A 25125-nucleotide genomic window follows, 5' to 3' on the forward strand; every position below is an offset into this window, starting at 1 on the left:
TTTTTCTATTCTATTTATACTTGTTGGTAAATAGAATCAACTGTACTTTGATCACAATTTTTGACAAGGCGGACAATTAACTCTTTTGCCGCTGCGTAATCGTCCACATGCAAAACAGAATGACTTGTATGAATGTAGCGTGCGCAAACCCCAATGACAGCAGAAGGCACACCTTGGTTTGAAATATGAACACGTCCAGCGTCCGTACCACCCGGTGATACGAAATATTGATATGGAATGTTGTTTGTCTCAGCAGTATCAAGCACAAAGTCTCTCATTCCGCGGTGCGTAATCATTGTCCGATCAAAAATACGCAGAAGTGCACCTTTTCCAAGCTGGCCGAACTGTGTTTTGTCACCTGTCACATCGTTTGCAGGACTCGCATCTAAAGCGAAGAAAAGATCTGGCTGAATCATATTCGCAGCTACCTCAGCTCCTCTAAGCCCTACTTCCTCTTGAACAGTTGCTCCTGAGTACAGCTGACATGAAAGTGATTCGTCTTTTAATTCTTTTAATAATTCAATTGCAAGGCCGCAGCCATAGCGGTTATCCCAAGCCTTCGCTAAAATCTTTTTTGGATTCGCCATTGGGGTAAAAACCGTTGCAGGAACGATTTGCTGTCCTGGACGAACGCCAAGCTCTTTTGCCTCTTCTTCACTGTCTGCACCAATATCAATGAGCATATCTGACGGCTTCACAGGTTTGCTTTTTTGTTCTGGCGTGAGAAGGTGAGGAGGTGTACTAGAGACGACACCAGGAATTGGCCCGTGATCGGTATGGACGTCCACACGCTGCGCCAGCATGACTTGACTCCACCAGCCGCCAAGTGTTTGAAAACGAATCATCCCGTTTTTCGTAATCGATGAGACCATGAATCCGACTTCATCCATATGACCCGCTACCATAATTTTCGGTGCGTTTTCCGGTCCCTTGCGTACGCCAAACACTCCGCCAAGACGGTCTTGAATGAGTTCATCAGAATATTTCTCAAGTTCCTTTTTCATAAAAGCACGCACATGGTGCTCATTTCCTGGAGTTCCCTGTAATTCTGTTAAATTTCGGAAAAGCGACAATGTTTCTTCGTTCATTCTACAGTTTACCTCGTTTCTATGTAATGACCATATATATTCCTATAAAAATAACACTCACTTTATACTATAAGAATTCTTTCGGTTTTCCAAGTATCTCTCCAGAAATTTTGAATATGCTTTCAAGTATTCGGATTCCTTAACATCGTTGGACAAGTTTTGTATAATGGAAAAAACAGCAATACGGAGGTGCAGCACGTTGAAGTTAAAACATGTTCTGATTGGTGCGAGTATTGGCGTAGCCGCTGCAATTGTTGCAAAGAAAGTATTTTTCCCTACGTATATCTCATCTGAAAAAGCATTAAAAATTGTGAAATCTGCTTTTAAACAGCGCGGCCCGATTGATGGCTCTTGGATTTATACTGTACCAGAACCGTATACCGTAAATGGCGAAACGATTGATGTATACAAATCTGGCATTACCCGCTCTGCCTTTGGTGAGCTTGAACAGTATGAAGTGATGATTGATGCCAAAACTGGCATGATCGTGGATGTAATTGATTCTGTTGCTTGATCAAGAAAGCTTCGCAAAGACATGTCCTTGCGAAGCTTTTTTTATATGGCTTTGATTTTTTTGTAAACAGGATGCCACATAGCGTCCTGCACAGCCTGAATGAGATCATCAGGCGTTTCTTCTGCAATTCCTTCATCAATTGCTGCCTGCGCCACACGGACGGCTACTGTCGCTGAAACGGTTCGAAGCTGATCGACACTTGGCAGCATCGCTGCACCCGGCTTCCCAACATTGACCATGCTTGCAATGGCTTCAGCACTCGCAACAAACATACTGTCTGTCATGAGGCGTGCTTTTGACACAATTGTGCCTAGACCAAGGCCTGGGAAGACAAGGGCATTATTCGCTTGTCCAATTTCATATGTGACACCGCCATATTCGACAGGATCAAATGGACTTCCCGTTGTCACAAGGGCACGTCCTTCAGTCCACTCGATCAGATCTTGCGGCTTTGCTTCTGAAAGAGGTGTCGGATTCGACATCGGTAAAATCGCAGGACGCTCCACGTGTGACGCCATTTCTTTTACAATTTCCTCTGTAAATGCTCCTCCGACCGTCGAAGTGCCAATTAAGATTGTTGGTTTCGCCTGCTTGACGACCTCTAATAGATCAATCGAATGCTTTGGACCATTACGGGCATAATTCTTTACTTCGTCAGAGCGCCTTGCATACGGCTTTTGAAATGGCTGAATGTCAGGTGAATCATCTGTGAGCAGCCCCGTTTTATCAATACACCAGAAATGATCGTAGGACTCCTCTTCATTGACTCCATCTCTGACAATGGCATCACGGATTTGCTCGGCTATGCCAATACCTGCCGTACCCGCTCCAAAAATGACAATACGGTGATCTTTCAGCGGAACCTTCGAAGCTTTTGCACATGCCAGAACTGCAGCAAGTGAAACGGCGCCAGTCCCTTGAATGTCATCGTTAAATGTACAAATACGGTCCTTATATTTTTCCAATATCGCACGGGCATTCTTTGTCCCAAAGTCTTCCCAGTGAAGGAGTGCATTTGGGAAAGTAGCGCGGGCAAGCTCGACATATTGATCAATGAACTGATCATAGCGCTCTCCTCGAACGCGGGAGTGCTGGTTTCCAACATAAAGCGGATCATTCAAGAGACTTTCTTGGTTCGTTCCGGCATCAAGCACTACTGCCAGCACGCGGCTGGGATCAATGCCTGCTGCAGCTGTATAAACAGCAAGTTTTCCAACTGAAATGGCAATCCCGCCAACGCCCCAGTCTCCAATGCCTAAAATGCCTTCTGCATCCGTTGCAACGATTAAGTCGATTGATTCATCGACACCATAAGAGGCAAAAATCTCTTCCATGCCTTCCAGATCATCAATCGATAAATACAGCCCTCTTGGCTTTCGATATTCATGGCTATAACGCTGAATAGCCGTTCCTACAGTCGGCGTGTAGACAATCGGAAGCATTTCCGCCAAGTGCTCATTTAGCAGTTTGTAAAAAAGCACTTCATTTCTGTCATGAAGCGCTGTTAAATACACATTTTTCCCCAGTTCATCAGGCTGTGCCTTGAACTGTTCATATGCACGCTTTGCCTGATCCTCTAAGGTTAAGACCTTAGGCGGAAGAAATCCCTTTAACCCGAGCTCCTCCCGCTCTTCCTTTGTAAATGCAACCCCTTTGTTTAAATAAGGGACTGACATGACTTCCATTCCTCTTAATGGTGTTTCGATCACATCACCATGTACACGATAAAATTGGTTCACCTGCACTCTTCCTTTCACAAGTTCATTTTGTCGTTATTTTGTGTGAAAGGTGAAAAAAACATACAGATGATCTTTTATCTTCCTGTTTCTCTTTTGATTTCGTGTGTGATCTGCCCGTCTTCGTCCCATTTTACAGCACGATAAATGGCATCATGATAAAACAAGTACCACGCATTTTTTTCTTCTGCAAATGTCTGCCACTTTTGCTTGGCTGGAATCGAGGTCATTGGGTAATCATCATATGCCAAAACCCAAAGTGGATTTTTATGAGCATGTGTTGGCATGATATCAGCTAAATGAATCGCTGTTTCGCCCTCACTTGTGAGCGTTAAAATGCTATGACCATTGCTATGGCCGCCTGTATGATGTAGCTCGATTCCTTCTGTCACTTCGATGCTTTCTTCAAATGTGACCACTTGGTCTGCCACAGGCTCCCAGTTTTCTTTCCAATATGTATTTCTTGAGCGAATGTTTGGCGCTCTCATTTCATCCCATTCGATTTTCGATGTGATGATTTTTGCCTGCTGAAAAACAGACACGAGCTTATCGCCTTCACGTTTTGTTAATCCGCTGGCATGATCAAAGTGCAGATGTGTCATCAATACGTAATCAATATCTGCTGGGCGCAGGCCAAGCGCCGCTAGAGATTCTTCCAATTTGGTTTCCTCTGTCACGCCGTAATTGCGTTTTTGTTTATCTGTCAGCTTCCCTGATCCGATGCCGGAATCCACTAACAGGTGAAGACCCTTCCACCGAATGAGAATTGGATCACATCGTAATTCAATTTGATTGCGGTCATTTACCGGGTATTTTTTTGACCATAATGGCTTTGGCACGACACCAAACATCGCTCCGCCGTCCATGTGCGTATCTCCCCCGTTTAACCAAAACAGTTCCATTTCACCTATTTTCATTGTCTCCATTGCTGTCATCCCTCCTTTTTCTATCGTAGCAAATACAGCCAAAAATCGCATGCACCAATCTTTTCATAAAAAAAGCTGACTGCCATTTTTCTTTGCAGCCAGCTTGATATCACTTGTTATTCTGGGAATTTGACTTCTGATCGATAGATGGGTTGTCCCATAGACGAGAATTTCTCTTCATATTCAGTCATCACGTTTCCTTCTAAGCCGTCCTCATGTAAATCTAGGCTGACATACGTTAAAAGAAGGCCATATGCAGAAAAACTTTTTAAGGAATATTCAAATAACCCGCGGTTATCTGTTTTGAAATGTAACTCACCGCCTGGACGGAGTATATGTTCATATCGCTCTAAAAAGGTTTTAAACGTCAATCTGCGCTTTTCGTGTCTTGCTTTTGGCCACGGATCAGAGAAATTCAAATACACCCGGTCAATCTCATTTTCCGCAAACACATCTGTCAGCGTCTCAGCATTGATGTTCAAAAGCTTTACATTTTCAACATCTGTCTCTTTGATTTTATCTACTGCCGTCACAATAACACTTTTAAATAATTCAATGCCAATATAGTTGATATCAGGATGAAGCTTGCCCATTCCAGCAATAAAGCTCCCTTTTCCTGTCCCAACTTCGATATGGATTGGATGATCATTTCCAAACAGCTCATGCCATTTCCCTTTATATTGCTCGGGACTTGCTAAAGCAATATGAGCATTCTCAGCTAAGTAATCATCCGCCCATGGTTTATGTCGCATTCTCAATTTGATACACCTCTATTTTCTTTACATTTTATCAAGATACCATGAAACATAAAGACCCGCAAGACAGCATCTTCTATGTCCATATAAAAAGACCAGCCCTTCGCTTGAGCTGGTCTGCCGCATGTATAAATTGGACGCTGAATGCACAGTTTAACCTCATAAATGACACGCAGGAAAGGAGCATTTGTATGGGTTTAAACCGTCAACATCAGCTTCAATTAATCAAAGATATTTTAACCGATCACCAGCTGGATTGCTGCGGGACTGTTGCAGAATATGAACAGGTGGGACGCGTGATTCAATTAATGCTGGCAAAAGAAGATCTGGATGCCGACATTCGTCAGCTGTTAACAGATATTTATGATTACAGCCAAAAGGGCACCTCTGTCAGTTCAATTGATGCACATATTGAGGAGCATCAATCACATCTGTCTGAGTGGGTCGAGAACATTCCACTGTCTTAATGGATGTTTAACCGTTTTAAGAGTGCATTTAGCTCCGCTTGCACTTCTTTTTGCGCCTTTTCATTCCCTTTTCGTTTATGCCAAACGACAAACGATACGGTTTCAGCGAGCACGTACCACGCCATGCGCTTTCGCAAATTGTCCGTCAGCGGGGCGCCGTACATAGAGAGCCAGCTTTCCCAGTTCTCTTCCTCAACATAATGGTATAAAAGCGGTCCAAGATCAATCGCTGGGTCTGCAATCATCGCCCCATCCCAATCGATCAAATAGAGCTGGTTTTCATCTGTCAGCAGCCAATTATTATGATTGAGATCGCAATGACAGACGACCTTGTCCTCAAAATGGACAGCCTCCACATGCTTCTCTAAATACTGGATGGCACGCGAAATGTCTTGTGAATCAATTTGCTCGTTTAATATGGACTGTTTCAGATGCATCAGAATGGATTCTGGGTCTAGAGAGTGCTTCTCTAATCGTTTCAGCATATCGAGCAATTCTTTTGATGTATGAATTTTTCTTAGCTGCTCTGCTACAGGACGATCATTCATGTCCTTTGGCTTCAGCTCTCTGCCGCTCAGCCAGTGCTGTGCAGTAATCACATCTCCATTTTCCATCCGTTTTGTCCAGACAAGCTTCGGCACAATGCCTTCAGCTGACAAAACCGCAAGAAACGGTGACGTATTGCGTTTTAAAAATAGCTTTTGGTCATTGTGTGTTGCGAAGTACGCATCTCCCGTAGCGCCTCCAGCCGGAGAGATGTGCCATTCGCTACCTAATATTTGTCCCAACCAGTTCATATCAATTTTCAACCCATCATTTCTTAAAATATTTTAAATCTTGCTTTTTTAGTCGACAAAATTCAGCCGATTGAGGATCAATTGGCTGTTTCTTTTTTTATTTATATGATCATAAAAACAAAAAGGACAGCTATTGAGAATGAGATGCTAAACAATAGCCGTCCTATAGATTTTATCGTTACCTTCTTATACTCGTCAAGCAAAACTAAAAAATCAGGACAAGAACCTTACGAAAAAGAAGGCTTTTTTCATGGTTCTTTGACTAAGGATATACCGCAAGTTATTTAAGCACGTAATTTTAAGGATCGTTCACTTGCCTTTACAAAGACAGGCGTTGCGCCGATCACTTCTCCATCTGCGTGAAATAAGATTTTTTCATCTGCTTCTAAAAACGCTTCCTCATGCTGAAACAGGGTAACCCCCTTCATCCCAAGGTGCTTTCGGAACACCATCGCGCTTAGAAACAAGAGGACTTTGAATGGATTCAAATCTGTGACAACCAACGTTTGAAAACCTGGCTGCCTCGCACTCACTTCCGGTGCCGCTTCCAGCCCTCCCCCATAATACGGGTGATTGCAGACGATCACAAACCACACTTGGCGAAAAACTTTCTTCTCATTTTCAATAAATAACGCAAGATCAAACGGCTTAAACGACCATAAAGAATGGAGAAATGACAGAGGGTAGATGATAAAGCCAAGCCCCAGCCGTTTCAGCCACTTTTTCCCTCTAAAATGCACCGTTTTCCTCAGTACATGTGCGTCAAACCCCGCACCGATATGATTGAGAAAGAGAACAGATTGCGGACTTTCGGCATGATCTTGAAAGGAGCCGAGAGAAAATGTTTTGGTGAGCATTCTCTTTTGCTTTCTCACTTCTTTTAGGACATCATGACGATGGATACCGAGACCCTTCGCAGCATCATTCCAATGACCAGCAGGGACAAAACTAAGCTGCACATGATCGATTTCCTTTAAGCCATTCAGTACTTCATGAATGGTGCCGTCACCGCCAATAACAATCAAGCGCTTCAGCCTGTCATCCTGCATGGCACTGATTTGTCTTGCCAAAACTTCTGCATGGCCTTCATGCTGGGTGAGAAATGATCGATAAGAGACCTCCACCTTTTGTAATTCTTTCTCTATGCTCCTCCATGTGCGGAGTCCTTTTCCATGTCCTGCTTCTGGATTAACGATAAAGTACCATTCATTCATATATTAGCTCCACTCAGGTCTCATTTTTCGTGACCTTCCATCATGCCTTTAATCGAGCCATTCCTGTCTTCTTTTGCTGTCTGATTCACCATAAGCAAGCAATGCCTTTGTCGCCTTAAATTGCTGATGCTTTGTCGGCGCCGTATTTTTCCGCTGCTTTTCAAACCACTCTTCTGCCTTCTTCTTATCGATAACCTCCATCCCATATGGAACTTCAGGTAAATCAATATAAGAGGTTCGGCTGATGAGGATTTTTTTCACAGGAAGGTCTACATCACTTTGCTGTAAGATCTTTGACACGACGGTGCCAGATCGCAAAAGGCTTGCACAAGGATTCAAGACGGACTGAACAGCTTTCCCAGTCGCCCGTTTTTCCCAAAAACGTTCCTTCGTTCCGATATAGACGCTGTCTGGCTCGGCTTCTAAGAAGGATAAACAGATCACTTCGAGCGGCGTGATGAGTATCGGACATAATTCCATCTCAGCTTTTTGAATAAGAAGCACCGGTTTGTACATCACAAAATAAGAATCCGGAAGCTGCCTTGCAAGCATCCGCAGCTTTTCATCATACCGAATATGATGGGAAACGGTTGAAATATGTGAAATCGTCGAACTCGCCCATTTTAATTGCACTTCAAAGAGATGATCCTTAAAAAAGTGAATCAGCTTCGTTTCATCGGTAGGAACGTTTCTGAAAACCCCTTGCTCTATATCTGTCGGCTCGTTAAAAAGACTCAGGTCCCGTTCCTTTTTCATATCGGCTTCTTTTTGCTTTCTCTTTAAGGAGAATTTCTTTCTCTTTTCTTCCTCTTGTTCTGGCGCTTGTTGAGGAATTTGATCAAACGGTTGCTGCGCCTCCTCTCTTGAAGCCTTTTTTAACTCGTCCCATCTTTGTTTTTTCAACCGATTGAATTGATTGATGTAGTGATGCGGGTCTTGTTCATATCGTGATATATAATCTTGAATTTTGATAATTTGCGCCATCTGCTGCTCACTCCAACTTCTAGAATCATTTATGTAGTGTAAATTGTTTGATTGCGTGATAACGAGGGGTTTCCTTCGGACGTATTTCAAATAAAGTGATACGAGAAACCTCCATCACATATGGCTCTTTGCGTAAAGGTGCTTGCTTTTCATAAGGGTCATCCGCATTCCATTTGCGCGCAATCGTCATATGCGGATGAAACGGTCTCTTTTCAACAGGGTGTCCTGCTGACAAAACGGCTTCCTTTACCTTTTCTCTTAAATGCATGAGCGGCTCACTTTCATGAGGCTTTGCAAAAAAGACTCTTGGGCGTTCTTTCGCACCAAACTGCCCTACCTCATTCAGCTCTAGTGGAAATGCAGACGCTTCATTTGAAAGGATGTCAAGCAGCTGGATGATCTTTTTTAAACGCTCTTCTGGAATGGCGCCTAAAAAGATAAGGGTCACATGATAATCATGTGGTGCTGTCCATTTTTGAAAGAACAATCCGCTCCTTTGATCAATGTCTTGTTTGATTTGATGCGCAAGTTGTTCAGGGATGTGAATCCCTATAAAATAATGACGGTTTTCTGACACAATATCACCTGTCCTTTTTTAACAAACTTTACGAATCCCCATTGATGATAGTATAACTAAAGAAATGCGGAATGAGAAGAAAGGGTGTCATCTGATGAAAGTAGCACAAAATATAGCTGAGCTGATTGGCGATACACCGCTTGTCAAATTACAGCGGCTCCAGCCAGAACATGCGGCGGCTGTTTACTTAAAGCTGGAATCATTTAATCCGAGCGGAAGTGTAAAAGACCGCGCGGCTTACAATATGATCATTGAAGCAGAAAAACAAGGGAAGCTCACAAAAGGAGCAACCATTATTGAGCCTACGAGCGGGAATACAGGGATTGGTTTAGCCATGAATGCCGCCGCAAGAGGCTACAAAGCCATCCTTGTCATGCCTGATACGATGACAAAGGAAAGAATCAATATTTTGAAGGCATACGGGGCGCAGGTCGTCTTAACCCCAGGAGAAGAAAAAATGCCGGGCTGCATCCGCAAGGCTGAGGAACTGGCAGCTCAAATTCCTCACAGCTTTATTCCCATGCAATTTGACAACAGAGCGAATCCAGATGCACATAGAGGAACAACAGCAGTCGAAATCATGGAAGCTGTGAAACAACTTGGACAGCCTCTTGGAGCCTTTGTCGCAACAGCTGGAACTGGCGGTACTATTACAGGAACTGGAGAGGAATTAAAAAAGGCATTCCCTCATTTAACCATCCGTGTGGCAGAGCCTAAGGGCTCCCCTGTCTTATCTGGCGGGAAACCTGGGAAGCATAAACTCGTTGGTACAAGCCCAGGATTTATCCCCCATATTTTAAACGAGCACGTCTATGATGACATCGTTCAGGTAAGTGACGAAGATGCGTACCACATCACACGGCAGCTCGCTCAGCTTGAAGGAATTTTAGTAGGCCCATCCTCTGGGGCGGCTTGCTATGCAGCCATTGAAACAGCCAAGCAATTGCCGGCAGATCAAATTGTGATCTGTATGACAGCAGATACGGGCGAACGATACTTATCAAGTGATGTTTTTCAAGATTAAAAAAGGAACAGGGCGATGAATCCCTATTCCTTTTTCTTCATTTCACGGTTAAGATGTTTTGACAGATTTCACTTCAGCCTGTTCCCCTCTGATAAGTAAAGCCTGTTCATCAGTAAGCGGACATAAATCAAGCGTCTGCTGATGCTTCTCTGTGATTTGCTGCGCAGCCTCGCCTAAATAGGTATTGTGCATATGCGGTACTGGATAGCGGCTTATTTCATTGAAAGCTTGATATGATGAAAGCTCCGGTGCCTTCTTTTGATCATCCATCAGAGAGATATATTCAATGCTTGGTGCCATGATAATACTCCCAGCAGACTCTCCGATGTACAGCTTGCCGTTGTTGATTTCTTCTTTCAACACGTCATCGAGACGATGCTTTCTTAACTCCTGCAATAAATAAAACGTGTTGCCTCCTGACACGTAGATCACATCATTTTGTTTGATCATCTGCGAGATCTCTTCAGCGGACTGTTCATCTATCTGCACAGTCTCAAGCTGCATCCCTAATTGCTGAAAGGCTTCCTTCGCTGCCTCTACATAGTGCGTGACTTCTTCTACAGCACTTGCCGTTGGAAAGAAAGTCACGTGCTTTCCTTTTAATGATTCACCCGCAAAGTCAGATAAGAGAGAATAGCTGTCTTTGAATGAAGAGCATAAGAACATTTTTTTCACTATGAATCCCCTCTTCTCTTTTCCATTTCTATTTTGCTAATTCATACATAGCTTGTGCGTAAAGAGCTGCTGCTCTCAGTAAGTCATCAATTTCAATATATTCATCCTTTTGATGGGCGCAGTCTGGTCTGCCAGGAAATAAAGGTCCGAAGGCAACGCCTGCTTCTAAAGATCTCGCATACGTTCCTCCCCCAATGGCAATAAGGTTTGCAGGATCTCCTGTTTGTTCCTCATATACCCGCTGCAAGGTTTTCACAAGCGGATGATCTTTTGAGACGTGATGCGGAGGACTGTCTTCGAATTTTAGAAGAGCCGCCCCTTTGATGCTTTCAATTCCTTTTTTGACGTCCTTGCCGTCTGCTGTTACTGGATAGCGGACATTTATCCCTAGCTTTGCTTGCTCATTCTGTTTATAGCGGATTGTCCCAACATTCAACGTCAAATCTCCACTAATCTCATCTTTGCAAGCAATTCCCAGCTTTTGTCCTCTTGTATCCTGATCAAATAAAGCGTTGATTTGGGAAGTAAAGGCAAGTCCCTGCTCATCTAATTCGTGTCCGCATAAGAAATTCGCCATATGAATGCCCGCATTTGTCCCATGCGCCGGCTCCATGGCATGTACGGACACCCCTTTTAATGTAAAATGCAGTCCATCTGCTGCGCTTTTTACCTCGCCAGATAATTGATGATCAGCAAGATAGGCTTCGAAGGCTGTTTTTAATGATTCAGCATCGTGTTCCTGTGCAGCAGTCACAGTAGCAGCTGCCTCATCCGGTACCATATTGAGCCTCATACCCGATGTAAATTGCTTCAGCGTATAGCGCTGATGATTCGCTGTTTGTTGATATGTAAATGACACAACCGCATCAATGATCCCTTTTTCCGCATGAATAATCGGAAAATCGGCATCTGGTGCAAATCCAATTTGCGGCATTGGCTCATGCTTGAAATAATGATCCACACAGCGCCAATCACTTTCTTCATCTGTTCCAATGATCATGCGGATTTTTTTCGACAGCTGCAGACCAGAATCTTTTAAGATCTTCAGCGCATAAAATGCCGCCATGGTTGGGCCTTTGTCATCAATAGCCCCGCGTGCAAAGATTTTATTTTCTCTGATGTCAGCTGAAAATGGCGGGGTTGTCCAGCCGTCACCAGCAGGCACCACGTCCACATGGCACAGCACACCTACAATGTCATCGCCTTCCCCATATTCAATATGACCCGCATAGCCGTCGACATTCTTGACTGTGAAACCTTCGTTTTCCCCTTTTTTCAGCATATACTGCAGGGCATCATCGACTTTTTCACCAAATGGCTTTCCTTCTTTGCCGCCTTCTTCATCAAGGACACTTTCAATTTGTAAAAAAGATTGTGTGTCCTTGATCAAATCGTCTTTTTTTCGTATTACTTCAGCTTCCCAATTCATTTTTCCATTCCTCCTTGAAAAAAGGTTGCAATCCACCCTTAAAACGAATATTATATTAATTGTTTTGTAATAATGTTCGTAAATGGAGGATTTTATGTTTCAGTTAAAAGAAAATCAAACCAACATAAAGAAAGAAATAATCGCTGGTATGACGACATTCTTTACTATGGTCTATATTGTTGCCGTCAACCCGGGAATTCTTTCAAAAGCAGGTATTCCTTTTGACCAAGTCTTTACTGCAACAATCATCGCTGCTGTTGTCGGTACGCTCTGGATGGCACTATTTGCAAACTATCCGATTGCCATTGCACCAGGCATGGGACTGAATGTCTATTTCACCTTTACCGTTGTCGGCGGTGGCGGCATCAGCTATCAAACAGCGTTTAGTGCGGTATTTGTTGCTGGTATACTCTTTATTATTTTATCGTTAACATCCCTTAGAAAACAACTGATTCAAGCCATTCCAGACAATTTAAAGTACGGCATTACAGCAGGAATTGGGCTTTTCATTGCATTCATCGGCCTCCGTCAGTCTGGGATCATCGCTGCTGATCCAGAAAACCTTGTGAAGCTTGGCAATTTAAGCTCGCCTGTTGTCATTTTAACGCTTGTCGGCTTAATGATTTCGGTTATTTTAATGGTTCTGCAAATAAATGGTGCACTGTTTATCGGTATGTTAGCGACCACATTGATTGCGCTCGCAACTGGCCAGCTTCATTTCCCTAAAACACTGATGGACATCCCTGCACTGCCTGAAGGCATGCTGATTACAAATCCAATCTCTGCCTTTGGTGACGTGTTCTCTCATCATTTGTATGCCGTCGTCTTCTCCTTCTTACTGGTGACGATTTTTGATACAACAGGCACGATGATCGGCGTTGCAGAACAAGCCGGATTAATGAAAAATGGCCAGCTGCCAAAAGTGCGCAGAGCCCTGCTCGCTGACTCGGCTGCAACGACGGTTGGTTCTATGTTTGGTACAAGCCCAACCACTGCTTATATTGAATCATCATCAGGTGTTGCTGCTGGCGGAAGAACTGGGCTGACGTCTCTAACGGTCGCTGCACTGTTTATTGTGGCATTATTTTTTGGCCCGCTCGTTCAAGCGATTTCTTCTTTACCATCCATCACATCACCTGTTTTAATCATTGTTGGCTGTTTGATGATGAACTCAGTGTCACGCATTCGCTGGAACGAACTAGACGAAGCATTCCCTGCTTTTCTTGTCATTCTTTCGATGCCGCTGACTTCTAGTATTTCTACAGGGATTTCACTTGGATTTATTTCATATCCGCTTGTGAAATTGGCGAAAGGGAAATGGAGAGAAGTACATGTGCTTGTTCTCATCTTTGCGGTCTTATTTTTCATTCAGCTCTTTTTCTTAGAAGGATAACAGAAACAAAAAAGGCACATCCTCACATGGAATGTGTCTTTTTGCTTTTCACTGAATTTTTTATTTTGTAAATTTTCTGTGTTTATTTTTCGGACATTTGAAAATGTCAGCTCCAATCGCATCCCTTATCATTATTGGGTTGTAACCGGATTCAAATCATGATATATACCATATTTCATTTCATGAAGACAAGTTTAAAAACACGTAAAGTTGACTTTTTGGTGGAACTAGATGCATAATAACGTGTATAATAGAATAAAACATTAACAAACACGAACATTTACCATTGTTGCATGTCCTTATTTCGCAGTTTTAGTGTAGTAAGTTGTGGTTAGTCAAGTCCATCCGATCTTATTGATAGGGAGTGGTTTTTTGAAACCTTCAACAAACCGTATGATGACTCGAATCAAATCAGTCTATATGTTCATTCAAGAGAAAGGTCTTGTGACGACACAAGAGCTGGTTGATGAATTCGGGATCACACCTAGAACCATTCAAAGAGACTTAAACGTGCTTGCCTATAACGATCTTGTTCATAGTCCAAGCAGAGGCAAATGGGAAACAACGAGAAAAAAAGTAAAAATATCATCTTAAGCGTATAATGAATTGTCCATATAACAAAAAGAACCGGCGATATGCCGGTTCTTTTCTTTTACAAATTGTTGACGAAGGGCTAAAATGATTTTTATTTTAGCCCTTTGTCTTCTTTACAGCGTGATAGAAAACCTTTGAAGTCTAGGAAGAACGAGCACTGGCGCGGAGCGAATTTAACATTCGTGAGCACCAGCGCGCAGGACTGACAAAGAATGCGAGGGTTTGTCTACACGCTGAAGAACCGGCGATATGCCGGTTCTTTTCTTTTGTTCTTACGTTATTCACGATTCATTAAGCTGTCTAATTCTTCATCCGTCAATTCACGGTACTCTCCAGGTGCTAGATCTTCATCTAAAGAGACAGCCCCCATCGAGAGCCTTTTTAAAAAGATCACTTCATTTCCCACCGCTTGCGCCATCAGCTTCACTTGATGGTACTTCCCTTCAGTAATCGTTAGACGGATGCGTGTATCTTCGTCTTCATTCGCATCTACTTCCACCTTCGCCGGCTTCGTGTGATAATCATCTAAGATGACAACGCCCTCTTCAAGACGCTTAATGTCTTGATCTCCTAAAGGATATTTCAAATGAACCTCATACGTTTTTGGCACATGCTTTTTTGGAGAAAGTAATTGATGAGCAAGCTGTCCATCATTTGTGAGGAGAAGGAGACCGACCGTATCCTTATCCAGTCTCCCCACAGGGAATGGCTCCCTTGCGATATCCTCCGGCTCAAGTAAATCGACAACCGTTTCATCCCGCAGATCTTCAGTTGCTGAGATCACCCCGTCTGGCTTGTTCATCATTAAGTAAATGAATTCTTTATATTCTACACGCTCTCCGTGTACGAGCACTTCATCATTTGATGGATCAACATGATCTTTCACCTGCTTTGCCACTTCTCCATTCACTGTGACCGCCCGGGCCTTGACAAGCTTTTTCACATCTTTTCTTGAACCAAAGCCGCTGTTAGCAAGTAATTTATCAAGCCTCATGAATATCTACCTCTTCTTAACTCTTTTTTCTTAAAAATTTCGGCATACGGCTGCCCAGTACACGCTCTAGTAATCCCACCTTATAAGACAAGAACATATACACACCGCCGCCAGTGATCATGGAAATCAAAATGACGATACCCGCTTGTACAATTCCGCCTTCATAAGAAATCACTTGGCTCACAAGTTGACTTGTCACATATGCCACGACAGCCATGATCGCCGTTAAAATACCAATGAGAATAAAACGTTTGAAAATTCTACGGAACGAATAGCCGGCATGGCGTTTAATCATGATAAACATATACAAGATGGACGCACTGTAGCCTAATGCTGTTGCAAGTACAGAACCATTTCCTTGCAGCCAGCTGATCAGCGGGATGTTCAGAACCGTTTTAATAATGATCCCTAACAAAAGACTGACGATGGCAAATTTTTGTTTGTTAATCCCTTGCAGAATCGCTGCATTAATGGTGAATAAAGAAAACAATAATGCAACAAGTGCATACCAGAACAAAATGGAGATCCCAATCTCAGGGTGAACCGATGGATAGAAAAACCAATAAACCGGTCCAGCCAATGCTGAGATACCAAATGATGCAGGCAGCACGAAAAATAAAATGACTTGCATCGTCTGATCAATTTGTCTATTGAGCAGCTTGTAATTACGTGCTGTAAATGATTCCGTTATCGTCGGAATCAAGGTTAAGCCAAACGCTGTTGCAAGTGACACAGGAATCATCACGAGCTTCGGTAAATATAACGTCACAATGGACAATACCGCTGTGCTAATATCCTGATGTCCTGATGCAATCATGGCTCTGTTAATTGTGTTTGTATCGATATAAGAATAAATTGGAATCGCAAGTCCAACAAATACATACGGCGCTGCATAGCTAAACAGCTCTGTAAACATTTGCTTATAAGATAATTCAGAGTGAGCGCCTGTATTCGGCTGCATAGATAAGAGCCGGTCTTTCCGCTTCAGCCAATATAAATAAAGCGTGAATAAACCACCAAATGCACCGATCAGTGCGGCAAATGTTGCATATCCGACAGCAATGACAAGCCCGCCGTCAAGCACCTTTAAAATAATAAACGTCGCCGTTAATAGGAAGATGATTCTGACAAGCTGTTCAATCACTTGGGAAACAGCTGTCGGTCCCATCATGGAGTGTCCTTGGAAGAACCCGCGTACAAGACTCATGATCGGTACAACCAAAAGACCTAAGCTGACCATTCGAATCACATATACTACTTGATCGACAGTCAAACCGCCTGTTTCATTTGATCCGCCAAGCTGAATTTTGGCAAAAATCGGTGCGGACAAATATAAAATAGAAAAGGCGATCATCCCGGTGACAAGCATGACCGACATACCCGCCCTGAACATTTTTCTTGTTGTCTCATAATCGCCGATCGCATTATATTTGGAAACAAATTTTGATACCGCTGTTGGAAAACCAAGCGTAGCAATACTTAAAAAGATCGTATATTGATTGTATCCATATTGGAATAACGCTCCACCAGTTGCTCCAACCATTGCGCTAAATGGAATTAAATAAATCATACCCAGAATACGAGAGAGATACGTCCCTATCGTTAAAACCAACGTACCACGAAGCAGTTTATTAGACATGCGCTTAACCACCATTTTTCTAATGAATATTCAACTTAACTATTTTACCACATCAATTCAACACACAGGTAACAAATCCAATACGGAAGTCACAAAACCAATCAATTCATATTTCAGCCTTCCCTAATCTTCGTTATAATAGAAAAATGACTGAAAGTAGAAAGAGGAATGTAACATGAAACATTATGATGTCATTGTCATTGGCGGCGGACCTTCTGGGCTGATGGCCGCGATTGCATCAGCAGAGCACGGTGCGACTGTTTTGTTAATTGACAAAGGAAACAAACTTGGCAGAAAGCTGGCCATTTCTGGCGGCGGACGCTGTAACGTCACCAACCGCCTTCCAGTAGAAGAAATCATCAAACATATACCCGGAAACGGCCGTTTTCTATATAGTGCATTTTCTGAGTTCAACAACGAGGATATTATTTCGTTTTTTGAAAACCTTGGCATTGAACTAAAAGAAGAAGACCATGGACGTATGTTCCCTGTCTCAAACAAAGCACAATCTGTTGTGGATGCCCTTCTAGACAGGCTCCGAGCCCTCAATGTCACCATTCGAACGAACGAAAAAATTAAAACAGTTCTGTATCAAGACGGACAAGCAGCTGGAATTGTTACAAATAATGATGAAAAAATTTCAAGTAAGTCTGTCGTCATTGCTGTCGGCGGAAAAAGTGTGCCGCATACCGGCTCTACTGGTGACGGCTATGCATGGGCAGAAGCAGCCGGTCATACCATTACAGAGCTCTTCCCAACAGAGGTACCGGTCACATCCGATGAACGATTTATTAAAGAAAAAGTGCTTAAAGGTCTTTCTTTAAGAAGTGTGGCTGTCAGTGTCTTAAATAAAAAAGGGAAACCCGTCGTCACACACGTCATGGATATGATCTTTACTCACTTTGGTTTATCAGGTCCAGCTGTTCTTAGATGCAGCGGATTTGTTGTGAAGGAATTGAAAAAACAGCCGAGTGTACGTCTTCAAATTGACTTATATCCGAAGCTGAATGACGAGGAGCTGTTCCAAAAGCTTCATCGTGACCTAAAAGATGAATCAAAGAAAGCCATTAAAAACGTCCTCAAGTCTTGGATGCAAGAACGCTATTTATTGTTTCTGTTAGAACGGAACGGGATTGATCCACAAGACACATTCTCTGGTCTAGCCAAGGATAAACTGCGTGCATTTGCCCATGATTGCAAACATTTTATTGTTCATGCAAATGGTACGCTATCCTTGGACAAAGCGTTTGTGACAGGAGGCGGCGTTTCTGTGAAGGAAATTGAACCGAAGAAAATGGCGTCTAAAAAAATGCCCGGTCTTTATTTCTGCGGAGAAATTTTAGACATCCATGGCTACACAGGCGGCTACAATATCACATCAGCACTTGTGACAGGCAGGCTTGCCGGCATGAATGCTGCACTAGAAGCAAAGGAGAGAGATCAATGATCAGACGTGCATTACCGATTGTTCTTGCGGTCGTTATCAGTTTGACAGCTGCTGTTTTCTTGAAGCTGTCCATTACCCCGTTAAAAGTCGCCATTGTTTTGGCGTTTACCATTTTCGCCGTATGTTTAAAAGAATATGTCTACCGTCTTCGTAAACGAATTGAGGAAAAATCGTCTTCCCATATCGATAGTTGATAAATGGAAGCAAAACATGTTACGGTAAAGTAGAGGTCGAGTGAGAAGCTCGCCTCTTTTTGTTTGAAATAAGTTGAGTTAGGGGATATTAAGCGAAGTCCTCTGCTTAAACGTGTAGAACAACAGGAGAGTGAGATGGTGTGAAAAACGTATCAAGTGTATTTTGGATTGTGATTGCGATCACATTTGTTGCCGTGATGTGGGGAGCGTTTTCTCCAGACACATTGCAAAATGTCACAGATCAAATTCAAACATACATTACAAATGACTTTGGCTGGTATTACTTGTTAGTGGTATCACTGCTTGTCGGCTTTTGTCTATTCTTTATCTTTAGCCCAATCGGTAAGATTACGCTAGGAAAACCGGGGGAAGAGCCTGAATTTGGTTTATTTTCTTGGTTTGCTATGCTATTTAGTGCCGGTATGGGAATTGGTCTTGTTTTTTACGGAGCAGCTGAACCGATCAGCCACTATGCTATTCAGTCACCAACAGGGGAGACTGAAACAGCTCAGGCCTTCCGCGATTCCCTTCGCTATACATTTTTCCACTGGGGGCTTCATGCATGGGCTATTTATGCCATTGTTGCACTTTGCATTGCTTACTTTAAATTTAGAAAAGATGCACCTGGCTTAATCAGTGCAACGCTGCAGCCCGTTTTAGGAAATAAAATTCACGGATGGATCGGTAAAACCATCGATTGTATTGCGGTATTTGCAACTGTGGTTGGTGTTGCAACAAGCCTAGGATTAGGCGCGGCACAAATAAATGGTGGATTGAATTACCTTTTTCATATTCCAATTGCCTTTAGCACACAATTGATCATTATTATCATTGTGACAGTGCTTTTCCTTGCATCTGCTTTAAGCGGGATTGGAAAAGGCATTAAATACTTAAGTAATATCAATATGGTATTAGCAGCTGTTCTGATGTTTTTCTTACTTTTGGTAGGTCCAACTGTTTTTATCTTAAATTCTTTTACTGATTCGATTGGACAATACTTATCCAATATCGTTCAAATGAGCTTTCGTCTATCTCCCAATGATCCTGAAAAGAGAGAATGGATTAATGGATGGACGATCTTTTATTGGGCATGGTGGATTTCTTGGGCTCCATTTGTCGGGATCTTTATCGCTAGAGTGTCACGCGGGCGAACAATTCGCGAATTTTTAGTGGGTGTCTTAGTCGCTCCTTCCATCCTAGTATTCCTATGGTTCTCGATTTTCGGTGTATCTGCAATGGACTTACAGCAAAAGAATATTGTCGATGTTGCAGGTCTTTCAACTGAAACGATGCTCTTCGGTGTACTGAATGAATATCCGCTGGCGATGATTACATCGATACTGGCACTCATTTTAATCGCCGTATTCTTTATTACATCGGCTGATTCAGCTACATTTGTGCTTGGAATGCAGACAACCTACGGATCATTGAACCCTTCTGGCAGTGTCAAAGTCAGCTGGGGCATTATCCAATCGGCTGTTGCTGCTGTGCTTTTATTTTCAGGGGGACTTGAAGCCCTGCAAAATACAGCCAAGCTCGCAGCCTTACCGTTCTCCGTTGTCATTATATTGATGATTGTCTCGCTGTATAAATCACTAAATGATGAACGAAGAATCATCAAACAAACCAATCAAGTCAATAAACCAAGAAGTCCAAGAGTAAAAAAAGCATAATCGCAAGCGAGAAAAAGCCGTTCCTTATCCGAACGGCTTTTTTCTATATATACAATTTAAGATTGTCGCGAGCTTGAGGATTCCTTTAAAATAGTGATGAATCATCACTTTCTACATAATGGAGGTTTATATGACGTTACCTACGTTCAAGTACAACCCAGATCCAGTTTCGTTAAACGTGATCAAAAAAGAGCATACGACATGTCCTATTTGTGAGAAAGAAAGAGATTATGTGTACCATGGCCCTTTTTATACTGTGGAAGATGTGGAGGGAATTTGTCCTTGGTGCATTAAAGATGGATCAGCGGCGAAAAAATACAATGGAACCTTTCAAGACGATGCGAGCTGTGATGATGTCGATCAAGAGGAATATATAGATGAGCTGATCTTCAGAACGCCAGGCTATCACGGATGGCAGCAAGAATATTGGTTAAGTCATTGCGGAGATTTTTGCGCAATCGTCCAGTATGTCGGCTGGAAAGAGATTGAACATCTAGAGGAAGAACTCGCCAAGGATATCGAAGACATTTGCAGCGGCGAAGGATTAACAAAAGAGAACCTAAAGCAATGGCTCGTCAACGGAGGAGACTTACAAGGCTACCTCTTTCAATGTGTTCACTGCCACAAGCATCGTTTATATATTGACGCCAGCTAACCAAAGAAAAAGGACCCTTCAAGCAGGTCCTTTTTTGAAGCCGTCTATTTTTTATATAAAATGAGTGCAGAAAAACAGTAGAGCTGTTCCCCTCCCTGCTCACAGATCACCGCTACATTGTACTTGATGTCAATGATTTGGTCGTCATCCATTCCTTTTAAAAAATGATTGATTTCACTCTGCAAATCTTTCTCATGCTCTTCATCAAATACAGCTACCTTTAGCACCTATGCCACTCTCCCTTCTCTCGCTACTCTATCTTTATGCAAATAGAAAGAGGCATATGAACAAAAAAACCTTTCATCGTTAAGATGAAAGGCCTTCTATTTACAGCTTCGGTTTTGTTTCTCCTGTCCAAGCAAGCATCCCGCCAACTACATTTGTCGCTTGGTAGCCTTGATCTTCTAGGTAATAGCAGACATTTTCACTACGTTTACCAGAACGGCAAATAATATAATATTCCTGCGTTTGATTGAATGCATCCAGCTTCTCAGGGATATCGCCCATTCGAATGTGGATGGCTTCCGGGATCATCCCTTCTGCTACCTCTTCATCCTCACGTACATCGATAAGCTGAATGGCGTCTTCCTGCTCCAGCTTTTGTTTTAATTCTTCTATTGAAATTTCTTTCACTGACACGACTCTCATCTCTCCTTTTCATTACGGTGACACCATTATAGCAAATGATTCACTTCACTGCGTATTCACCCGCTTTGATTGAAGGAAAGACGGCAGCCGCTTCTTTACTTCGGCTGTCTCGTACTCAATTTCAAACTCTACCTTTTTAAAGACTTGATAGGCCAGCCACATATGACCATAGGCGATTATGCTCACACTAAAAAACGGCACGATTCCCGGTAAATAAGCAAACAGAACAAACAGCACAGCCGAGAAAACAAGCATAGAGAGTGTATATTGCAAATATGAGATACCAAGCAGAAGAGAGAATTTCAGATAGAGACGTTTTTTCCAATCGTAATGCGCAAGCAGCGGAAAAATATAAAATAAGCTCACAATAAACAGAAAACCGAAAATATATATAGCAAAGCGAAGCACATGTAAGAGCCAGCTCGCCGGATAGATATAAGCAAGGTCGACATAAATAATCGTTCCAATGATGCATAGCACCACTCCAATGATGTTAGAGCGTATAAACTCCTCCCTGAATACCTTCCAAAAAGTGCGGAATACATTGACCTGCTCATGCCCTTGAATCCACTTTCTCATCACGGAAAATAACGCAGTGGTCGCAGGCATCAAGCCAAATACGCCAAGCCCCAGGATGGTGAACAAAAGCCATAACAAATTCGTATAGGCGAGCCTCATCACCCACTCACACATCCTCAGCATTCTGCTCATTGAACCATCATGATCCATCTCTTTCCCCTCCTCTCTTTCTCTTTACACCGTCTCTTTATGAAACAATTCATCGATTTCAATTGGGCGCTTTTCTGCGACAGAGCGCCACATGCCTTCCCCAAGAGCAATCGAATAAGCACCAGCCTCTGCTCCTGCTAAGATGTCATAGTGAATCAAGGGATCTTTTCCTATAAATAAATCAGCCAAAAGCAGAGGATCTCCTCCGCCATGTCCGCCTGGCTGCTTTACGACTTCAATCGTCTCCTTTGATCCAAACATCGGGTAATAAGAAATTGTTTGTTCTGGGAATTGAAAAGGAATTCTTGATGGCACATGAAACTCATTTGTTTCAATACGCCCCTTCGTCCCATTAATGGCCAGACGATAGCCTTCATATGGGGCTGAGAATTGAATCGAATAACTGAGCAAAGCCCCTTGGTCATAAGCGACTGACGCCACATATGTATCCTCAATATCAATTTCCTGATCAAAAATGCAGGCATCAGGGCGATAATTTGAGTACTGCTGCGTTTGCTCCTGACCGGATTCAATATGGTCGTCCTCCACCTTCGAGCGCTCAACCCGCGGATTCCACCTTGCTTCATAACGACATATATCCTTCACATGGCATGTTCCGCAAAATCTATTTTCCTCCCCCTGCAAGGGATTCCAAGGGCTTTCGCTGCCGTAATAGTTCAGCGCCCCGTAAGCAAATACTTGCTTCGGCTTTTGATCAATCCACCAGTTGACCAAATCAAAATGATGCGTCGACTTATGAATGGACAGCCCGCCAGAAAATTGACGTGTGCGGTTCCACCTCTTGAAATAACTAGCACCATGGTACGTATCAATGAGCCAGCTCAGTTCAACAGATGTGACCCTTCCAATTTTCCCGTCTAAAATAAGTTCTTTTACTTTTCGATGGAAAGGATTGTAGCGATAATTAAAGGTGACCGTGACCTTCCCTTTACTTTCCGCCTCTTTTTCCATCACTTTTTTGGCGTCTTTTGCTGTTGTCACCATCGGCTTTTCAGTGATGACATCTAGATCATGGTCAAGTGCCTGCATGATATATGTGACATGTGTGTCATCCCTGCCTGCCACAATGACGATATCTGGCTTTGTTTCCTTGACCATCTGATCAAATGCATCTTCATGAAAAAACGAAACGCCCCGGAGTGATGGAAAACGCTCCTGACAAAGTGTATACCGCTGATGATCTATATCTAGGAGTCCTGTAATCCGATAATGCTCATTGAAATCCTCTGTGAGCGGTTTAATAAACATATTGAACGCACGATGGCTCAGCCCGCAAATCACGACCCGTTTCACATTCCCCACCCCATTTTCTATTGGTTTTCACGAAGCTGTTTCATAAGAGACAGCGCCTCTTCCGTCTTATCAGCATACACGGGAATGAAAGCGACCATATCCCGGTGTAATTGAAAGGTATAGCCGTTGAGTTTTTTCTTTCCTTTATTGATTTGAACCGCATAATCGACCGTTTTCCCTGTCTTTTTGTCATCGACCGTATATGGTCCTGCTGCTTGACCGCCTATTTCCATCTCTTCAAGCAGCTGAAAGCTTTCAGGATCATCATATGTTCTAAACATTTCTTCTGGAACAAGCATCACGTCCCCCTCTTTTGAGGTAATTTCAACAAGAAGCTTTTCAGGAATCGCCGGAAAGATGTGGACGCTATACGTCTCTTGTTCCGGCTGAAAAGCCTTCTCCACTAATTGATCCTTCATCCCCTTTGACATATCAGAAAAGATCAGAACATCGATCCCGTTTGTTTTCCCCTGACAGGCAGATAAACAAAGGGCAGAGATGATACTGATGAGCCATACGGCGGCTCTTTTTTGCCTCCTCATGCCTTTTGAAAAACAGACAGCTTTTCTAGCTCAGTTAACGCCATAATAAAAGCGCCTGCCCCGTGCAAGTCATTAGTGCTCCGCTCTCTTCCAACGTAGTAATCATAAAATCCCGCAGATGTTCCAATACAAATATCATTGATGGTAAAATCACCATTTTCTTTCTCAGCCGTCTTATGCTGAATCAAGCCTTGATATGCTCTGACCACATGATCAACATAACGGAGGCTCACATACCCTTCATTCATGGCCTTTGCCATGGCATACATGAATAAACACGATCCCGAGCTTTCAAGCCAATTGTCACTGTGATTTCCTTTATCAATGATTTGATGCCAGAGACCTGTCTTTTGATCCTGGTACTTTGCCACACTTTCCAGCATGTCTGTCAGCGTTTCCTTCCACACCTTCCGCCTTTCATGATGCTCGGGCAAGTCCTCGATCATATCTGCTAATGCAAGGACATACCAGCCAAACGATCTTGCCCAAAACTCTGGGGAACAGCCTGTCTTTTGATCAGCCCATGGCATCGTTTTTCGTTCATCCCACGCGTGATAATACAGACCTGTTTGTTCATCTTTCGTATGCTTTCTCATGAGATGCTCTTGATGGATGACCATATCCACTAGTGACTCTTCACCTTTAAGCTGAGCATACTTTAAGGCAAAAGGACCGCCCATGTAGAGACCATCGAGCCACATTTGATAAGCATAATTGTCTTTATGCCAAAATCCGCCCTCAGACGTGCGGTTTAGCGTACGATATAGTCCGCGCAGCTTCTCCGCCGCCAGCACATACCGCTTCTCTCTCGTTCGTTCGTAAAGAGGGAATAAAATGAGTCCTGCTTGAATGGCATCAAGCTCATCCCTGCGAAATAACAGATTACCGTACTCATCAATGAGGGAGTCCGCATAGTTTTTCACATAATCGAAATACGCCTCGTTCCCTGTTGCCTCATATAGCTTCATGACGCCGCAAAGGAAAACGCCTTGATGATAATGCCACCTTCCAGCTGGCGGCAGCTCAATTGGTGTATACGCCTTCATAATGGTTTGTGCTAATTTCTCTGCATGCTCAAGCGGTGATCCCTTTTCAATCGATAAAGTCATTCTTCCTC

Annotated in this window: 27 protein-coding genes; 9 read left to right on the forward strand and 18 right to left on the reverse strand. The window is 43.0% G+C overall.

The window, feature by feature from the left end; all coding sequences use genetic code 11:
* Positions 1-14: 14 nt before the first annotated feature.
* The gene (locus tag AAYR28_RS13510; protein WP_034279511.1) at positions 15-1088 is read right to left on the reverse strand and encodes a M42 family metallopeptidase; all 1074 of its coding nucleotides are present in this window, start codon (positions 1086-1088) and stop codon (positions 15-17) included.
* Between the two features lie 199 nt (positions 1089-1287).
* Between AAYR28_RS13510 and AAYR28_RS13515 the strand changes: the two genes are divergently transcribed.
* Positions 1288-1602: a PepSY domain-containing protein gene (locus tag AAYR28_RS13515; RefSeq protein WP_003217759.1), complete on the forward strand. Its 315-nt coding sequence runs from the start codon at positions 1288-1290 to the stop codon at positions 1600-1602.
* 41 nt (positions 1603-1643) lie between these two features.
* On the opposite strand, the gene AAYR28_RS13520 is transcribed toward AAYR28_RS13515, so the two are convergent.
* The 3 genes from AAYR28_RS13520 to trmB form a co-directional block, all read right to left on the reverse strand.
* Positions 1644-3341, reverse strand: coding sequence for an NAD-dependent malic enzyme (locus AAYR28_RS13520; protein WP_345808848.1), 1698 nt, complete (start codon positions 3339-3341; stop codon positions 1644-1646).
* Positions 3342-3415: 74 nt separating this feature from the next.
* On the reverse strand, positions 3416-4264 hold the full coding sequence (locus tag AAYR28_RS13525; protein ID WP_340900043.1) for a YtnP family quorum-quenching lactonase: 849 nt from the start codon (positions 4262-4264) through the stop codon (positions 3416-3418).
* Between the two features lie 116 nt (positions 4265-4380).
* Positions 4381-5022: a tRNA (guanosine(46)-N7)-methyltransferase TrmB gene (trmB, locus tag AAYR28_RS13530; RefSeq protein WP_024424866.1), complete on the reverse strand. Its 642-nt coding sequence runs from the start codon at positions 5020-5022 to the stop codon at positions 4381-4383.
* Between the two features lie 188 nt (positions 5023-5210).
* Here trmB and AAYR28_RS13535 point away from each other — a divergent pair, with 188 nt between their 5' ends.
* The gene (locus AAYR28_RS13535) at positions 5211-5486 is read left to right on the forward strand and encodes a YtzH-like family protein (protein WP_024424867.1); all 276 of its coding nucleotides are present in this window, start codon (positions 5211-5213) and stop codon (positions 5484-5486) included.
* On the opposite strand, the gene AAYR28_RS13540 is transcribed toward AAYR28_RS13535, so the two are convergent.
* The 4 genes from AAYR28_RS13540 to thpR form a co-directional block, all read right to left on the reverse strand.
* Positions 5483-6283: a phosphotransferase family protein gene (locus AAYR28_RS13540; protein ID WP_024424868.1), complete on the reverse strand. Its 801-nt coding sequence runs from the start codon at positions 6281-6283 to the stop codon at positions 5483-5485. The two genes, AAYR28_RS13535 and AAYR28_RS13540, sit on opposite strands and share 4 nt — an antisense overlap.
* Before the next feature lie 284 nt (positions 6284-6567).
* On the reverse strand, positions 6568-7497 hold the full coding sequence (locus tag AAYR28_RS13545) for a YegS/Rv2252/BmrU family lipid kinase (RefSeq protein WP_034279500.1): 930 nt from the start codon (positions 7495-7497) through the stop codon (positions 6568-6570).
* 48 nt (positions 7498-7545) lie between these two features.
* Complete coding sequence (locus AAYR28_RS13550) at positions 7546-8481, reverse strand: hypothetical protein (RefSeq protein WP_345808849.1); 936 nt, start codon at positions 8479-8481, stop codon at positions 7546-7548.
* 25 nt (positions 8482-8506) lie between these two features.
* The gene (thpR, locus tag AAYR28_RS13555; RefSeq protein WP_268421432.1) at positions 8507-9058 is read right to left on the reverse strand and encodes an RNA 2',3'-cyclic phosphodiesterase; all 552 of its coding nucleotides are present in this window, start codon (positions 9056-9058) and stop codon (positions 8507-8509) included.
* 94 nt (positions 9059-9152) lie between these two features.
* On the opposite strand from thpR, the gene cysK reads away from it, so the two are divergent.
* Positions 9153-10082, forward strand: a complete 930-nt coding sequence (cysK, locus tag AAYR28_RS13560) for a cysteine synthase A (protein ID WP_111926281.1) — start codon at positions 9153-9155, stop codon at positions 10080-10082.
* Positions 10083-10130: 48 nt separating this feature from the next.
* On the opposite strand, the gene AAYR28_RS13565 is transcribed toward cysK, so the two are convergent.
* Positions 10131-10757 (reverse strand): Type 1 glutamine amidotransferase-like domain-containing protein, encoded by a 627-nt coding sequence (locus AAYR28_RS13565; RefSeq protein WP_345808850.1) that lies wholly within the window; start codon positions 10755-10757, stop codon positions 10131-10133.
* Between the two features lie 28 nt (positions 10758-10785).
* Positions 10786-12186: a dipeptidase PepV gene (gene pepV / locus AAYR28_RS13570; RefSeq protein WP_345808851.1), complete on the reverse strand. Its 1401-nt coding sequence runs from the start codon at positions 12184-12186 to the stop codon at positions 10786-10788.
* A gap of 94 nt (positions 12187-12280) precedes the next feature.
* On the opposite strand from pepV, the gene AAYR28_RS13575 reads away from it, so the two are divergent.
* Together AAYR28_RS13575 and AAYR28_RS13580 are read left to right on the forward strand one after the other, a co-directional pair.
* Complete coding sequence (locus AAYR28_RS13575; RefSeq protein WP_034279487.1) at positions 12281-13579, forward strand: NCS2 family permease; 1299 nt, start codon at positions 12281-12283, stop codon at positions 13577-13579.
* A gap of 372 nt (positions 13580-13951) precedes the next feature.
* Positions 13952-14173 carry a DeoR family transcriptional regulator gene (locus AAYR28_RS13580; RefSeq protein WP_008356419.1) on the forward strand — a complete coding sequence of 74 codons (222 nt, stop codon included), beginning with the start codon at positions 13952-13954 and terminating at the stop codon, positions 14171-14173.
* Between the two features lie 277 nt (positions 14174-14450).
* Here the strand turns inward: AAYR28_RS13580 and AAYR28_RS13585 are convergent, their stop codons facing one another.
* Complete coding sequence (locus AAYR28_RS13585) at positions 14451-15167, reverse strand: pseudouridine synthase (protein ID WP_046312109.1); 717 nt, start codon at positions 15165-15167, stop codon at positions 14451-14453.
* A gap of 16 nt (positions 15168-15183) precedes the next feature.
* Positions 15184-16806 (reverse strand): polysaccharide biosynthesis protein, encoded by a 1623-nt coding sequence (locus tag AAYR28_RS13590; protein WP_345808852.1) that lies wholly within the window; start codon positions 16804-16806, stop codon positions 15184-15186.
* 175 nt (positions 16807-16981) lie between these two features.
* On the opposite strand from AAYR28_RS13590, the gene AAYR28_RS13595 reads away from it, so the two are divergent.
* The 4 genes from AAYR28_RS13595 (at position 16982) to AAYR28_RS13610 (ending at position 20775) form a co-directional block, all read left to right on the forward strand.
* The gene (locus AAYR28_RS13595; protein ID WP_345808853.1) at positions 16982-18253 is read left to right on the forward strand and encodes an NAD(P)/FAD-dependent oxidoreductase; all 1272 of its coding nucleotides are present in this window, start codon (positions 16982-16984) and stop codon (positions 18251-18253) included.
* Positions 18250-18447, forward strand: coding sequence for a hypothetical protein (locus tag AAYR28_RS13600; protein ID WP_024424878.1), 198 nt, complete (start codon positions 18250-18252; stop codon positions 18445-18447). Before AAYR28_RS13595 ends, AAYR28_RS13600 begins: the two co-directional genes overlap by 4 nt.
* A gap of 140 nt (positions 18448-18587) precedes the next feature.
* On the forward strand, positions 18588-20120 hold the full coding sequence (gene opuD / locus AAYR28_RS13605; protein WP_034279475.1) for a glycine betaine transporter OpuD: 1533 nt from the start codon (positions 18588-18590) through the stop codon (positions 20118-20120).
* Positions 20121-20250: 130 nt separating this feature from the next.
* Complete coding sequence (locus AAYR28_RS13610) at positions 20251-20775, forward strand: CbrC family protein (RefSeq protein WP_214755479.1); 525 nt, start codon at positions 20251-20253, stop codon at positions 20773-20775.
* A gap of 44 nt (positions 20776-20819) precedes the next feature.
* Here AAYR28_RS13610 and AAYR28_RS13615 read toward each other — a convergent pair whose 3' ends face one another.
* From AAYR28_RS13615 to AAYR28_RS13640, 6 genes are all read right to left on the reverse strand, one after another.
* A complete protein-coding gene (locus tag AAYR28_RS13615; protein WP_024424881.1) occupies positions 20820-21002 on the reverse strand; it encodes a sporulation protein Cse60 in 183 nt (60 codons plus the stop codon).
* Positions 21003-21102: 100 nt separating this feature from the next.
* A complete protein-coding gene (locus tag AAYR28_RS13620) occupies positions 21103-21414 on the reverse strand; it encodes a rhodanese-like domain-containing protein (protein WP_061109496.1) in 312 nt (103 codons plus the stop codon).
* 54 nt (positions 21415-21468) lie between these two features.
* A complete protein-coding gene (locus AAYR28_RS13625) occupies positions 21469-22152 on the reverse strand; it encodes a YesL family protein (RefSeq protein ID WP_061109497.1) in 684 nt (227 codons plus the stop codon).
* Between the two features lie 24 nt (positions 22153-22176).
* Positions 22177-23466, reverse strand: a complete 1290-nt coding sequence (locus AAYR28_RS13630) for a Gfo/Idh/MocA family protein (protein WP_061109498.1) — start codon at positions 23464-23466, stop codon at positions 22177-22179.
* 17 nt (positions 23467-23483) lie between these two features.
* Positions 23484-24008: a lipoprotein YteS gene (locus tag AAYR28_RS13635; RefSeq protein WP_070326311.1), complete on the reverse strand. Its 525-nt coding sequence runs from the start codon at positions 24006-24008 to the stop codon at positions 23484-23486.
* Positions 24005-25117 (reverse strand): glycoside hydrolase family 88/105 protein, encoded by a 1113-nt coding sequence (locus AAYR28_RS13640; protein WP_041107328.1) that lies wholly within the window; start codon positions 25115-25117, stop codon positions 24005-24007. The genes AAYR28_RS13635 and AAYR28_RS13640 overlap by 4 nt, the downstream gene beginning before the upstream one ends.
* Between the last annotated feature and the right edge of the window lie 8 nt (positions 25118-25125).

The organism is Bacillus safensis, from assembly GCF_039619585.1.
Taxonomy (GTDB): Bacteria; Bacillota; Bacilli; order Bacillales; family Bacillaceae; genus Bacillus; species Bacillus safensis.

Excerpts from the sequence above, each read along its gene's own strand:
- AAYR28_RS13535 (WP_024424867.1), top strand. The coding sequence starts at position 5,211 with ATGGGTTTAAACCGTCAACATCAGCTTCAATTAATCAAAGATATTTTA.
- AAYR28_RS13540 (WP_024424868.1), bottom strand. The coding sequence starts at position 6,283 with ATGAACTGGTTGGGACAAATATTAGGTAGCGAATGGCACATCTCTCCG.
- AAYR28_RS13610 (WP_214755479.1), top strand. The coding sequence starts at position 20,251 with ATGACGTTACCTACGTTCAAGTACAACCCAGATCCAGTTTCGTTAAAC.
- AAYR28_RS13590 (WP_345808852.1), bottom strand. The coding sequence starts at position 16,806 with ATGTCTAATAAACTGCTTCGTGGTACGTTGGTTTTAACGATAGGGACG.
- AAYR28_RS13635 (WP_070326311.1), bottom strand. The coding sequence starts at position 24,008 with ATGAGGAGGCAAAAAAGAGCCGCCGTATGGCTCATCAGTATCATCTCT.
- AAYR28_RS13625 (WP_061109497.1), bottom strand. The coding sequence starts at position 22,152 with ATGGATCATGATGGTTCAATGAGCAGAATGCTGAGGATGTGTGAGTGG.
- AAYR28_RS13550 (WP_345808849.1), bottom strand. The coding sequence starts at position 8,481 with ATGGCGCAAATTATCAAAATTCAAGATTATATATCACGATATGAACAA.
- AAYR28_RS13595 (WP_345808853.1), top strand. The coding sequence starts at position 16,982 with ATGAAACATTATGATGTCATTGTCATTGGCGGCGGACCTTCTGGGCTG.
- AAYR28_RS13575 (WP_034279487.1), top strand. The coding sequence starts at position 12,281 with ATGTTTCAGTTAAAAGAAAATCAAACCAACATAAAGAAAGAAATAATC.
- cysK (WP_111926281.1), top strand. The coding sequence starts at position 9,153 with ATGAAAGTAGCACAAAATATAGCTGAGCTGATTGGCGATACACCGCTT.
- AAYR28_RS13510 (WP_034279511.1), bottom strand. The coding sequence starts at position 1,088 with ATGAACGAAGAAACATTGTCGCTTTTCCGAAATTTAACAGAATTACAG.
- AAYR28_RS13600 (WP_024424878.1), top strand. The coding sequence starts at position 18,250 with ATGATCAGACGTGCATTACCGATTGTTCTTGCGGTCGTTATCAGTTTG.
- AAYR28_RS13525 (WP_340900043.1), bottom strand. The coding sequence starts at position 4,264 with ATGGAGACAATGAAAATAGGTGAAATGGAACTGTTTTGGTTAAACGGG.
- AAYR28_RS13585 (WP_046312109.1), bottom strand. The coding sequence starts at position 15,167 with ATGAGGCTTGATAAATTACTTGCTAACAGCGGCTTTGGTTCAAGAAAA.
- pepV (WP_345808851.1), bottom strand. The coding sequence starts at position 12,186 with ATGAATTGGGAAGCTGAAGTAATACGAAAAAAAGACGATTTGATCAAG.
- AAYR28_RS13640 (WP_041107328.1), bottom strand. The coding sequence starts at position 25,117 with ATGACTTTATCGATTGAAAAGGGATCACCGCTTGAGCATGCAGAGAAA.
- AAYR28_RS13545 (WP_034279500.1), bottom strand. The coding sequence starts at position 7,497 with ATGAATGAATGGTACTTTATCGTTAATCCAGAAGCAGGACATGGAAAA.